Annotated in this window: 9 protein-coding genes; 4 read left to right on the forward strand and 5 right to left on the reverse strand. The window is 63.0% G+C overall.

The window, feature by feature from the left end:
* Positions 1 to 17: 17 nt before the first annotated feature.
* Positions 18 to 776: a PEP-CTERM sorting domain-containing protein gene (locus ACR9Y2_RS08780; protein WP_435040736.1), complete on the reverse strand. Its 759-nt coding sequence runs from the start codon at positions 774 to 776 to the stop codon at positions 18 to 20.
* Between the two features lie 144 nt (positions 777 to 920).
* Between ACR9Y2_RS08780 and ACR9Y2_RS08785 the strand changes: the two genes are divergently transcribed.
* Positions 921 to 2,141 carry an MFS transporter gene (locus ACR9Y2_RS08785; protein ID WP_435040737.1) on the forward strand — a complete coding sequence of 407 codons (1,221 nt, stop codon included), beginning with the start codon at positions 921 to 923 and terminating at the stop codon, positions 2,139 to 2,141.
* A 31-nt stretch (positions 2,142 to 2,172) separates the two neighbouring features.
* On the opposite strand, the gene ACR9Y2_RS08790 is transcribed toward ACR9Y2_RS08785, so the two are convergent.
* From ACR9Y2_RS08790 to rpsT, 3 genes are all read right to left on the reverse strand, one after another.
* On the reverse strand, positions 2,173 to 2,373 hold the full coding sequence (locus tag ACR9Y2_RS08790) for an FmdB family zinc ribbon protein (RefSeq protein ID WP_435040738.1): 201 nt from the start codon (positions 2,371 to 2,373) through the stop codon (positions 2,173 to 2,175).
* A 49-nt stretch (positions 2,374 to 2,422) separates the two neighbouring features.
* Positions 2,423 to 3,697 (reverse strand): MFS transporter, encoded by a 1,275-nt coding sequence (locus ACR9Y2_RS08795; protein ID WP_435040739.1) that lies wholly within the window; start codon positions 3,695 to 3,697, stop codon positions 2,423 to 2,425.
* Positions 3,698 to 3,810: 113 nt separating this feature from the next.
* Positions 3,811 to 4,092, reverse strand: coding sequence for a 30S ribosomal protein S20 (gene rpsT / locus ACR9Y2_RS08800; RefSeq protein WP_435040740.1), 282 nt, complete (start codon positions 4,090 to 4,092; stop codon positions 3,811 to 3,813).
* A 495-nt stretch (positions 4,093 to 4,587) separates the two neighbouring features.
* Between rpsT and ACR9Y2_RS08805 the strand changes: the two genes are divergently transcribed.
* From ACR9Y2_RS08805 to ACR9Y2_RS08815, 3 genes are read left to right on the forward strand one after another with little or no spacing between them, the layout of a single operon-like run.
* Complete coding sequence (locus ACR9Y2_RS08805) at positions 4,588 to 5,772, forward strand: TolC family protein (protein WP_435040741.1); 1,185 nt, start codon at positions 4,588 to 4,590, stop codon at positions 5,770 to 5,772.
* On the forward strand, positions 5,769 to 6,935 hold the full coding sequence (locus ACR9Y2_RS08810; RefSeq protein WP_435040742.1) for an efflux RND transporter periplasmic adaptor subunit: 1,167 nt from the start codon (positions 5,769 to 5,771) through the stop codon (positions 6,933 to 6,935). The genes ACR9Y2_RS08805 and ACR9Y2_RS08810 overlap by 4 nt, the downstream gene beginning before the upstream one ends.
* A 6-nt stretch (positions 6,936 to 6,941) precedes the next feature.
* A complete protein-coding gene (locus ACR9Y2_RS08815; protein WP_435040743.1) occupies positions 6,942 to 10,085 on the forward strand; it encodes an efflux RND transporter permease subunit in 3,144 nt (1,047 codons plus the stop codon).
* A 5-nt stretch (positions 10,086 to 10,090) separates the two neighbouring features.
* Here the strand turns inward: ACR9Y2_RS08815 and ACR9Y2_RS08820 are convergent, their stop codons facing one another.
* Entirely contained in the window at positions 10,091 to 12,559 is a 2,469-nt protein-coding gene (locus ACR9Y2_RS08820; protein WP_435040745.1) for an ABC transporter permease, read from the reverse strand.
* Positions 12,560 to 12,738: the final 179 nt, after the last annotated feature.

Below are 12,738 nucleotides of genomic sequence, written 5' to 3' on the forward strand. Positions count from 1 at the left end.
TTCCTCCGGGCAACGGCCTACTGGCGGCCGGAACGGACCGAGGTCCAAATGCGGCGGGACAGGCAGAGCGCCAGGCCCGAGACGAACAGCACCGCGGTGCCTGGTTCCGGGACGCCCGAAGGCGGTGGAGGGGGCGGGCCGGTGTAGGGGCCGAGTTGCGCGTAGGCGTTGAAATACAGGGCGACGTTGGAGTCGGGGTCGACGAGCTGCAATCCGGCGGCGTCTGTCAGGCTGAGCGTGCCGAAGACGTACAGCGACTGGCCCTGGTGCAGCGTTTGAATCAGAAACTGGAGGGCCGCTGATACGTCATCGGGTGCGCTGGAGGGGACGCCGATAGTCTCGTCGAGTGCTCCGGTGAGGGTGTGTGTGTAGATGTTGCCGAAAACATATTCGGGTTCATCGATCTCCCAACTGGAGAACGGCAGCGCGCCTACAGGCGCCAGGACGGGCAGCGCATTGGAGAGGTAGTCGCCGTATTCATTGAAGAAGGAGTTGTTGTCGCGGTCGATGTCCGGGTCCAGGAAGAGCGTGAAACGCAGATTCGAGATATCCGAGCCTGTGAGATTTGTCCAGGTGAAGCTGAAGCTGCCCAGATTCTCGGCATCGAGCGCGGAGGTGTACTCCGGCGATGCGCTGGTGAAGCTGGCCTTTGGGACGGAGCTGCCGCCGTAGTGGATGTAGGCTTCCAGGCTTTGGAGCTGGATAATGGCGGCCGCGGAAGCGATGCTTTGGCAGGCGAGCAGTCCCAGGACGACGCCCAGTCGAGAAATGAACATTTGCAGATCCCCTCGCCTTTAACCCGCAACCGGAGAGCGGGAAGGCTCATGGGAGGAAGGATTATTTTGGCTAGTGGGCTTTGCCTGGTGAATGGAGTTGCGGTGCGAGTGGCGGGGCCATTAAGGCTATACTGACCCCTAACCGTGCGGTTTTTCGAAGGTGTCTTTTCCACGCCCCGCTGGCTGGCATTGTGGGCCGCTCAACTGGGTTTCATGCTCGACGCGATGGACGTGCTGTTGTACGTCTTCGCCCTGACGACCCTGAAAACGGAGTTCGGCTGGACGAATGCGCAGGCCGGCCTGGTCTCCTCGGTGACGCTGATTGCCTCAGCGGCCGGGGGCATCGTTGCGGGCGCCGTTTCCGACAGGATCGGGCGGCGGCGGACCCTGATTTACACCATCCTGCTGTACTCCCTGGCGTCGGCCGGCACAGCCACCTCGCGCGGCATTGTGGACCTGGTCTTCTGGCGCGCATTGGTCGGGTTGGGGTTGGGCGGAGAATGGTCGGCCGGGGCGACGCTGGTGGCGGAGTCGTGGCCGGCGGAGCACCGGGCGAAGGCAGTCAGTTTCATGCAGTCGGGCTGGGCGCTGGGGTATATGGCGGCGGCGGGGCTATCGGCGTGGATCCTGCCAGCATACGGCTGGAGGGCCCTGTTTCTGGCCGGAGTCTTCCCGGCGCTGGTGACGGTGTTTATCCGGCGCAAGGTGGAGGAGCCTGAGATCTGGTTGAAGTCGACTGAAAAGGCGAGCTTCCTGGGTATTTTCCGGCCGCCAGTCGGGCGCCGGACCCTGTTCGCGACGATCCTGGCGACAAGCGTACTTTTCGCCTACTGGGGCTTATTCACATGGCTGCCCGGCTTCCTGTCATCGCCCATTGCCCAGGGCGGAGCCGGGATGAGCATTCTGAAGACGAGCGGGTTCGTGTTTGCAGTGCAGATGGGCGCGTTCTACGGCTATCTGTGCTTTGGCGTCCTGGCGGACCGTTGGGGACGGCGCCCTGCCTTTGCGTTCTACGTCGGTGTGGCCGCCTTGCTGACGCCGTTGTATGGTTTTGCTCCGCGAGTGTCGCCGATGCTGTTGCTGCTGCTGGGGCCGTGCATCGGGTTCTTTGGTACAGGCTTTTTCTCGCTGTTCGGAACGATGCTGGCGGAGTTGTATCCTACCGCCATGCGCGGGGCGGGGCAGGGCTTTGTGTACAACTTTGGACGAGGCTTGAGCGCCTTGGCTCCGTATGCAGTGGGCTCGCTGGCCGACCGTTTCGGCTTAGGTGCGGCGCTGGGCCTGAACTCCGCATTCTTCCTCGCGGCTTCGCTGCTGGTATTCCTGTTGCCGGAGACCAAACAAACCAAACTTGAGACTGTTTAGACGGCCACCCGGGCCGCCAGGGTCAGCGGGCTCAGGTGAAGCGTCCGCTGGGGATGCAGCCGCCGCCCTTGCTGCCGGAGGAAGAGCCGCCGACCGAGCAGGCCGAGATGCGGCGTTCCACCTGCTGCGAGGCGCAACGCGGGCAGACCAGTTGTTTATCCGCCTCGGACATGCGGCGGAGCTGTTCATAGAGGTGGCCGCATTCGGTGCAACGGTATTCGTACATCGGCATAGCTACTCCCAATGATGCCAGATGCCGGAGATGGTGACAGCGGCCGAGGTCACCGTGCAGCCGGGACTGGATGCTGGCCGAGCTTGGTGATGTTCCCCATGAAGTAATGGAGGCACAGCCAGGCAATGATGTGGAAGCCGCCCATCATGACAAACATAGGGAAGTAGCCGAAGTGAGTGACTACGTAGCCCGGAAGCAGGGCGGTGAAGAGGACGCCGCCCAGGCCGCCGAGGAAGCCTCCGATGCCGGTGACCGAGGCCACTGCGCTCTTGGGGAAGACGTCGCTGACGGTGGTGTATAAGTTGGCTGACCAGCCCTGATGAGCCGCCGTGGCCAGCGAGATGAGGGCGACAGCCATCCAGGTTTCCGGAACAGAGACGGCGGTTGCGGCGATGGGCATACAAAGGGCAAAGATGCCCATTGTTGTTTTGCGGGCCTTGCCGTTGGGCCAACCGCGACGCATGAGGAACCCGCTGACCCAACCGCCGCCGACGCTGCCGAAGTCGGCCATCAGGTAGATGACGGGGAGAGCCCAGCCGATCTGCTCGAGGCTCAGGCCGCGGGCTTCCTTGAAGTAGAGGGTGAGCCAGGTGAGATAGAACCACCAGACCGGGTCGCTGAGAAACTTGGCGAGGGCGAAGCCGTAAGTCTCGCGGTAGCCGAGGGCCTGGGTCCAACTCATGCGGGCGGAACCGCGCTCCTCCACATCTGCCTCAATGAGAGCCACTTCCGCCTCATTCGCCATCTTATGTTCGCGGGGAAGACGGTAGAAAGCGAGCCACAGTATGAGGCAGATAACGCCTGAGGTGGCTGTGATGAAGAAGCAGGAGCGCCAGCCGAAGTGGCTGTTCATCCAGACGAAGAGGGGCGGACCGATCATAGTGGCCACATTGGTGCCGGCGTTGAAGATGCCGGTGGCGAACGCGCGGTCTTTCTTTGGGAACCATTCAGAGGTTGCCTTGATGGCCGCGGGGAAGTTGCCGCTTTCGCCCAAACCGAGGAGGGCGCGCCAGAACCCGAGATCGATGAAGGTGCGGGAGAGGGAGTGGAAGCCGGCCGCGAGACTCCACAAGGTGATGGCGGCTGCGTAGCCCTTTCTGGTGCCCGATCGATCAACGACCCAACCCATGAGGAGGAAGCCGATGGCGTAGGCGCCCTGGAAGGCGGCATTGACGTAGCCGTACTCCAATTTGGTGAAGTGCAGGTCCTCCAGAATGACTGGACTGAGGATACCGAGGACGATGCGGTCCAGATAGTTATTGGTGGTGATGAGAAAGAGTAGGGCCAGGATCAACCAGCGCGTCTTCGTGGGTCTGGGATTCACGTGTCCGATTATACTGAAATGTCAATCGGAAGTGAGGAAGGGATAGGCGGGGGCAAAAGAAAAGCGGCGCACCGAGTGCGCCGCGGTTGAAATTGAGGCTGGTTGGACTTCTACTACGCCGCGGCCGGAGTGCTGGTGAGCGACTTCAGGCGGTTGTGGAGGCGGGACTTATACCGGGAAGCGGTGTTGTCCTTGATGATGCCCCACTTGGCGGCGCGATCGACAAGAGAGAAGGTCTGCGGCAGGAGCGCCGTGGCAGCAGCCACGTCTTTCTTTTCGACAGCCCGGCGCATGGCGCGAATGGCATGGCGCAGGCGGCTCTTCCGCATCCGGTTAACTTCCGTGCGACGCTCAGTGATGCGCACACGCTTCAGCGATGAAAAATGGTTCGCCATTGATTCTACTTACAGACCCTTACCCAAAGTTGTACATGTTCAGGATAGCGCACGGGGGGGCCAGGCGTCAAAGCAGGCTGGCGGGCGAATGCGCCGTAAAACACCCAGGTGTAAATCTTTCGGATTTTTAGACTATCCAACGATAACTCTTGTGCGACAATGAAACTAGATCGTCTGGCCTGGCGCGCCGTTCTGACACGATCCATGCCCTTGGATGAACTGTGATGTAGCTCCCTGGAGTGCCGGCACAACTGGAAATGCCGGTCGAGCTTCCTGCGCGGCAACGACCGTACGCAGGACGTGTTCTTTCACCAAATCATGCACTTATTGACCGGTCTAGCCGTCCGCAGCCACTCTACGCTTTGGAGAGCCCTCGCCGCCGGGCTATTGCTGCCTGTGTACTCCTGGCCTCAAACTATTCAATTTATTGAGGTTAGAGCGAGTGGAATTCGTACAGAAAACCAGGCAGTCCGCCCGACGGTCACGCCAGGTGCGGTGGAGACAGCGAAACCCCTGACCCTGGACGAAGCCTTGTCCTTGGCGGAGGAGCACAGCCCGCAACTCAAGGCGGCCGCGGCCATGGCGCGCGGCGCGCAGGCATCCATTACGACTGCTTCGGCCTATCCAAACCCGGAATTCACAACATTTGCTGGGCGGCAATACCGGCGCTTGCCGGGTGCGGAGCCCGGGCTATTGCAGCACTACAGCGTGGAGCAGCAACTGGAATTGCCGTCGGTCCGGAAGTCCAGGATCCTGACGGCGGAACTCGGCCGGCAAAGCAGCCGCTTCGGATTGGATGAGGCACGGTTGGGTGTGCGGGCTGGGGTGAAGCGTGCATTCTACCTGGTGTTGCGGCGGCGGGCCGAGTTGGAGCTGGCGCGCGAGAATCTCCGTTTGGTGGAGGATCTGCGCCGTAGGATCCAGATTCAGGTGGAAGTGGGTGAAGCAGCGAAGCTCGAACTGGTGCGTTCTGATGCGGAAACGGCTACGGCGAAGGTACTGGCCAACAGCGCTCAATTGCGGCTGTTGAACGCAACGACCTCGTTGCGGACGGCGATTGGTGCCCCGATGCAGACGGAGATAGCGCCGCAGGGCTCGCTGACGCCGCAGATCACGCTGCCTCCGTGGCAGACGTTGCTGGGGGCGGCGCTGAGCGGGCATCCGCTGATGGCCCAGGCGCGGTCGGAGATCGAGCGTGCCAAGGCGAGGCTGTCCCATGAGATGGCCTTACGGAAGCCGCAGCCGGCGCTGCGAGCGGAGTATGAAAACCAGCCGGATCTTGGTTTCTTCCGGTTTGGGGTCACGCTGCCGGTGCCGGTATGGAACAAACGGGAGGGGCCGATTGCCGAGGCGGAGGCTGCGCTGGAGCATCTGCGGGCCACGGCCGAGATGAGGCGGCTGGAGCTGACGGCTGAATTGGAGCGAGCTTACGGCCAATACGAGGTGGCGAGCCAGCAGGTGGCTTCGTTTGAGCTGGGGGTATTGAAGGAGGCGACCGCGGCGGTGGACGCGGCCGAAGCGGCATTCCGTTTCGGGGAGCGAGGGATTATCGAGGTCCTGGACGCCCAGCGCGTATTGAGGACCGTGAGGCAGGATTTCCTGACGGCGCAGTATGACGTGCAGGATGCGCTGATCAACCTGGAACAACTGCGTGCGATTGCCCCGGAGAACCATCCATGAAACTTGTCCATAGAATCCTATTTCCAGCCTGCGCTTTGGGGGCGCTGGTGTTGACCGGGTGCACGGGCTCCCCTTCCGTCAGCGAGGCGAAGACGAAGGAAGCGAAGCCACGGGACCCGATGTCCATCCGGGTGACGAAGGACATGCAGAAGCATATCCGCGTGGGGCAACCGAAGATGTCTCCAGTGGCTGCGATTCTGGACGTCGCCGGCCGTGTGGAGGCGGACGAGAACCGGATTGCCCGTGTGAACTCACCGGTGTCGGGCCGGATTGTGGACCTGGAAGTGGTGGAAGGGCAGACGGTGAAGCGTGGCCAGGTGGTGGCCGTGATCCGCAGTACGGAATTGACGAACGCGCAGACGGATTTCCTGAAGGCGCACTCGCAGCGGCGGTTGGCCGAGAAGGCGGTGGACCGGGCGAAGCGGCTGCTGGATGCGGGCGTGATTGGAGAGGCGGAACTGCAGCGGCGCGAGGCGGAACTGGTGCAGGCGACGGCGGAGGTGTCGTCGTCGCGCGACCAACTGGCGGTGCTGGGGATGACGGAGGAGGCGCTGGATAAACTGCAGACGGGCCGGACGATCAATTCGCTGTTCCAGGTGCAGGCCACCATCGACGGGACGGTGCTGGAGCGCAAGGCGACCATCGGGCAGGTGGTCCAGAACGCCGAGGTGGTTTGTGTCCTGTCGGATCTGTCGAAGGTGTGGCTGGTGGCGGATCTGCCGGAGCAGTCGGCCGGCACGATTGATGTGGGGAAGAGTGTGGAGGCGCAGATTCCGGCCCTGCCCGGGCAGGAATTCCAAGGGAAGCTGACCTTTGTCAGTGCGACAGTGAACCCTGAGACGCGCACGGTGCGCATCCGCATGGACGTTCCGAACCCGAGAGGCAAACTGAAGCCGGCGATGTTGGCCTCGATGCTTCTGAAGGACGACTCGCAGAAGCAGATGCTGGTGCCTTCGACGGCGGTGGTGCGGGAAGGGAATCAGGATCACGTGTATGTGGAGGCCGCCCAGGGCGTATTCACAATGCGGCCGGTGCAGCTGGCGGGGGAATTTGAAAAGGCTCGCGTAGTGATGGGCGGATTGACCGGAGATGAAACGATCGTCCTGGATGGGGCGTTCCACCTGAACAACGAGCGCAAGCGGCTTGCGCTGCTAGGGGAATAGCGGCCGATGCTGGACACTCTGGTTCAACACGCGCTGAAGCAGCGTGTGGTGGTGGCGGTGGCAGCGCTGGCTCTGCTGGGCTTCGGGCTGGATGCGACGCGGCGTCTCTCGGTGGACGCGTTTCCGGATGTCACGAATGTGCAGGTGCAGATCGCCACCGAGGCGCGCGGGCGTTCGCCGGAAGAGGTGGAGCGTTTCGTGACGGTGCCGGTGGAAATTGCGATGACGGGACTGCCGGGCCTGGAGGAGATGCGTTCGCTGAACAAGCCGGGCCTGTCGATTGTGACGCTGGTGTTCACCGATGAGACGAACGTCTATTTCGCGCGGCAACTGGTGATGGAGCGGCTGGTGGAGGCGCGGGAGAAGTTCCCCGAGGGGGTGATGCCCGTGCTGGGGCCGGTGTCCTCGGCGCTGGGCGAGGTGTATCAGTACACATTGGAAAACCCCAACGACGGCGACAAGGTCCTGACGAAGGAAGAACTGGTGGAGCGGCGCATCGTCCAGGACTGGGTGGCGCGCCCACTGCTGCGGTCGATTCCCGGGGTAGCCGAGATCAACTCGACGGGCGGGTATGTGCGTCAGTACCAGGTGCTGGTGGATCCGGCCAAGCTGCGCTATTACGGGGTCTCCATCCAGGATGTGGTGCAGGCGCTGGCGCGGAACAACGCGAATTCGGGCGGCGGGATTCTGCCGCAGAACTCCGAGCAGTACCTGATCCGAGGGGTAGGACTGATCCAGTCGCTGGACGACATCCGGTCGATTGTATTGAAAGAAGTGGGCTCGACGCCGGTGTATGTGCGGGAAGTGGCGGAGGTGCGATTCGGGGAAGAGGTCCGCTATGGCGCCATGATCAAGGGCGGCTATACGGAGGCGGTGGGCGGCATCGTGATGATGATCGCGGGCGGGAACGCGAAGCAGATCGTCAGTCAGGTGAAGCAGCGGGTGGAAGAGATCAACGGCAGGAACATGCTGCCGGGCGGGCTCCGGATCGTGCCCTACTACGACCGGTCGCAACTGGTGGATGCCGCGATTCACACGGTGGTGAAGGTCCTGATTGAGGGCATCGTACTGGTGGTGATCATCCTGTTCCTGTTCCTGGGCGACCTGCGGTCGAGCCTGGTCGTGATTGCGACCCTGGTCCTGACGCCGCTGCTGACCTTCCTGGTAATGAACAAGATCCACCTGTCGGCGAACCTGATGTCGCTGGGCGGGTTGGCGATCGCGATCGGCCTGATGGTGGACGCCTCGGTGGTGGTGGTGGAGAACATCTTCGCCAAGCTGAGCCACGACAAGCATGCGGACCGTACGACGACGATGGTGGAGGCGGTGCGCGAGGTGAGCACGCCGGTCATCTTCGGAATCTGCGTGATCATCCTGGTGTTCCTGCCGCTGATGACGCTAGAGGGCATGGAAGGCAAGATGTTCGCGCCGCTGGCGTATACGATTGCCATCGCCCTGGCCATCTCGCTGGTAATCTCGTTGACGCTGTCTCCGGTGCTGTCGTTCTTTCTGCTGAAGAGCAGCAACGAGCACGATACGATTCTGGTGCGCGTGCTGAAGCGGATGTACGGGGCGGTGCTGCAGCACAGCCTGAAGCATGAGCTGCGGACGATTGCGGTGACGCTGGCCATGCTGGTGGGGGCGGTCCTGCTGTTCCCGTACCTGGGGACATCGTTCATCCCGGAGATGAAGGAAGGGTCGATCTCGCCCAATATCGACAGGGTGCCGAACATCTCGCTGGACGAGTCGATCGCGATGGAGAAAGAGGCGCTGCGCATGGTGCGCGAGGTGCCGGGCGTGGAGCGTGTGGTGTCGCGTCTCGGCCGCGGTGAATCGCCTGCCGACGCCGCGGGTCCGAACGAAGCGGACGTCATCACCACCCTGAAGCCGCGCGATCAATGGCCCAAGGGCTGGACGCAGGACACGATTGCCGAGCAGATTTCGAAGAAGATCCAGACGCTGCCGGGCATCAATTTCGTGATGGCGCAGCCGATCTCTGATCGAGTGGACGAGATGGTGACCGGCGTGCGCGCCGATGTGGCCGTGAAGGTGTTCGGCGACGACCTGGAGCAGTTGGTCGCGAAGGCGAACGAGATTTCGAAGGTGGCGGCGACGATTCGCGGCCTGCGAGACAGCCGCATCGATCGAGTGGGCGGCCAGCAGTACCTGAACATCACGATCGACCGGCAGGCGATTGCGCGCTTCGGCCTGAACGCATCAGACATTCACGACATGATTGAGACCGCCATCGGCGGCAAGGCGGCGACCGAAATCTATGAAGGCGAGCGGCGCTTCCAGGCCGTGGTGCGGTATCCGGAGAAGCTGCGGCACAACGTCGAGGAGATCCGGCGAATCGTGATCCACACGCCGGACAACGGCAAGGTGCTGCTGGAGAACCTGGCGAAGATCGACGTGGTGGAAGGGCCGGCGCAGATCAACAGGGATACGGCGAAGCGGCGGATTGTGGTGGGCTTGAACGTGCAGGATCGCGACCTGGGCGGGTTTGTCGCGGAGCTGAAAGAGAAGGTGGGGCAGCAGGTGCAGCTGCCGGCCGGCTACTTCATTGTGTGGGGCGGTCAGTTCCAGAACATGGAGCGGGCGTTGGAGCATCTGAAACTGATCGTGCCCATCACGATTGGAGCGATCTTCTTCCTGTTGTTCCTGCTGTTCGGATCGCTGCGGTTCGCGGCGTTGATCATCACGGTGCTGCCGTTTGCGTCGATTGGCGGTGTGGTGGCGCTGTTCGCCACTGGTGAATACCTGTCGGTGCCGGCCTCGGTCGGGTTCATCGCGCTGTGGGGCATTGCCGTCCTGAACGGCGTGGTGCTCGTGTCGTACATCCGCAAGCTGCGCGAATCGGGGCTGGAGCAGAAGGAAGCAATTGCGCAAGGAGCGATGCTGCGCTTCCGGCCGGTGATGATGACAGCTACCGTGGCTGCACTGGGGCTGGTGCCGTTCCTGTTCGCCACGGGACCGGGGTCTGAAGTGCAACGGCCGCTGGCGATTGTGCTGATTGGCGGTCTCTTCACTTCGACGCCGCTGACGCTGGTGGTGGTGCCGGTGTTGTACCGGTTCTTCGAGGCGCGCGATCCGCAGCCGCCGGACGCGGCTCCGGTCGTCGAACAGGAACCGGAACCGCAGCACGTGTAGCCGCGCTACTCCGCACGAAGCGAGGTGATGGGATCGATACGGGCCGCGCGGCGGGCCGGCAGGTAGATGGCCAGCAGGGCGATGGCGGAGAGCAGGGCCGCGATGGAGCCGAAGGTTGCGGCGTCGGTGGCTTGCACACCGTAGAGCAGGCTGCTCATGACGCGCGTGAGCGCGAGGGCGGCTAGTAGACCCGCGCCGATGCCACAGGCCGCGACGAGCATGCCTCGTGACAGAACGAAGCCGATGATGGAGTTGGGTGTAGCCCCGAGGGCCATGCGAATGCCCAGCTCGCGGGTACCCTGATCGACCAGATACGACATCACGCCATAGACCCCGATCGCGGCCAGGGCCAGTGCGAGGGAGGCGAAGAGCGTCAGCAGGGTCATGGCGAAGCGGCGGCGGGCCATGGATTCCTCGACGCGCTGCGGCATGGTGCGGATGCGATAGACGGGCAGGTCGGGATCCAGTTCACGGATCTCTTTGCGGACCGCGGAGACGAGCGAACCGGGGTCGGAGGCCGTGTGGAGCGCGACGTACAAGGCTCGGGTCGGGTACTGCGTTTGGGGCAGGTAGAAGGCGATGCGGGAGCTGGCATCGAGGCCATACTGCTTCACCTGCCGGACAACCCCGATCACCGTGAGCCAGGGCGCATCGGATTTGAGCCCGCCGGTGCGGATGCGTTTTCCGATGGGATCCTGATTCGGCCAGAGTTCCTGAGCCATGTACTCATCAATGACGATCACGCGCGGCGCTTCCAACTTGTCCCGCTGCTGGAATAGCCGGCCACGCAGCAGCGGGATCCTCAGAGTTTCGAAGTAGCGGCCGCCGGCAATTCGCTGATCGGCATTGATGAACTCCTCACCAGGTTGCGGCGTGCGCCCCTCCACGGTGATGGGCCCCCAGGAGAAGTAGTTGGACAGGGGCAGGGCGCTCACGCCGCCGGAGGACGTCACGCCGGGCAGGCGGTCCAGACGCTGCCAGAGATCGCGATAGGCGCTGAGGACCGCTTCAGACTTCGCGTATTTCCGTCCGCTCATAGTCAGTTCGAGGGTCAGTACACCCTGGGGCTGGAAGCCCGGCGGTACATTCTGAAGCCGGGCAAAGCTGCGAATCAGCAGGCCGGCGCCGACCAGCAGCACTACGCAGAGGGCGAGTTCGGAGACGACCAGCAGGCGGCGCAAATGATTGCCGCGGCCCCAGATGCTGTTGGCGCCGGCGGCGCCGCGGCCTTCCTCCTTGAGAGGCCCGGCGGGGTTGGTGCCGGCCATACGGAAGGCGGGGGCGAGGCCGAAGAGGAGGCCGGAGAGCAGGCTGATGGCGAAGGTGAACAGCAGCACTTCACCAGTGACGGAGATGCTGGAGAGGCGCGGGATGTTGCGCGGCTGCAGGGCGTGGATCCAGTCGATGCCGGCCATGGCGAGGATCACCCCCAAGGCGCCGCCGCCCAGTGAAAGCAGGATGCTCTCCGTCAGCAGTTGGCGCAGGATCTGGCCGCGCCCGGCGCCCAGGGCGACACGGATGGCAATCTCTTTCTGGCGGCTCAATGCACGGGCGAGCAGGAGGTTGGCCACGTTGGCGCAGGCGATGAATAGGACGAAGGCGACCGCGCCCAACAGGATGAGCAAAGGACGGCGCACATCGCCCACGACCTGTTCCTGCAGGGGCACCACGCTGAAGGTGAGGCCCGAGTTGGGCGGATAGTAGTCCGGGAACGAGCGGATGAGACGGGCGGTGATGCCACTCATCTCCGCCTGGGCCTGAGTGACGGTCACGCCGGATTTCAGGCGCCCGATGATGTTGTAGTCTTCCCTGGTCCGGGTGGAGGCGGCTTCGGCGTTGAGCGGGAGCGGCAGAAAGATCTCGCCATCCTCCGCGACGCCGAGCGTGGGCAACACTTCGCGCGGAAGCGAGAACTGCTCCGGCAGGATGCCGACGACCTGATAGCTTTGTCCATTGAGCGTGATGGAACGGCCGACGACGCGCGGATCACTGCCGTAGCGGCGGATCCACGTGGCGTGACTGAGGATGGCGGTGCCGCCGCGTCCGGGGTGATCCTCTTCGCTGAGAAAGAGGCGGCCCAATGCGGCTTTGGCGCCGAGCATGGGCAGCAGGTTGGAGGACACGCGGATAGTGCCGATGCGCTCAGGCTCGCCGTCGCCTGTGAGGTTGTAGTTTGCGCCAATGGCGATGGCCAATTCCTCAAAGCCGCTGTGGCCATTGCGGATATCGAAGTATTGCGCCGTGGAGAACCAATCTTCGGCGATATTGAGGCCGGGCGACCGATTCCAGAGGATGACGAGGCGGTCAGCGTTGCGATAGGGCAGCGGCTGCAGGAGCAGCGCGTTCGCGACGCTGAAGATGGCGGAGTTGGCGCCGATGCCGATGGCCAGGGAGAGGATGGCCGCGAGTGTGAATGCCGGGCTTCCGGCAAAGCCGCGCAGCGCGAAGCGGAGATCCTGAAGCAGCGTACTCATTCGAAATTGTAGGCATCCTACCATGAGCCTGCCGTGCCGCAGATGGGCTGGCGCGTAAACTCACGCCGGCGCCGGCGGGCAAACATAACAAATTTGATGTAAACCACTAGATTCGAGGCATCGTCTGGAAGAGCATCCTGGGCCTGAGCTTCGGCCCGCAGGCATTCACTTCGATTCCG

Origin of the sequence: Paludibaculum fermentans, from assembly GCF_051172195.1 — a bacterium.
Taxonomy (GTDB): Bacteria; Acidobacteriota; Terriglobia; order Bryobacterales; family Bryobacteraceae; genus Paludibaculum; species Paludibaculum fermentans_A.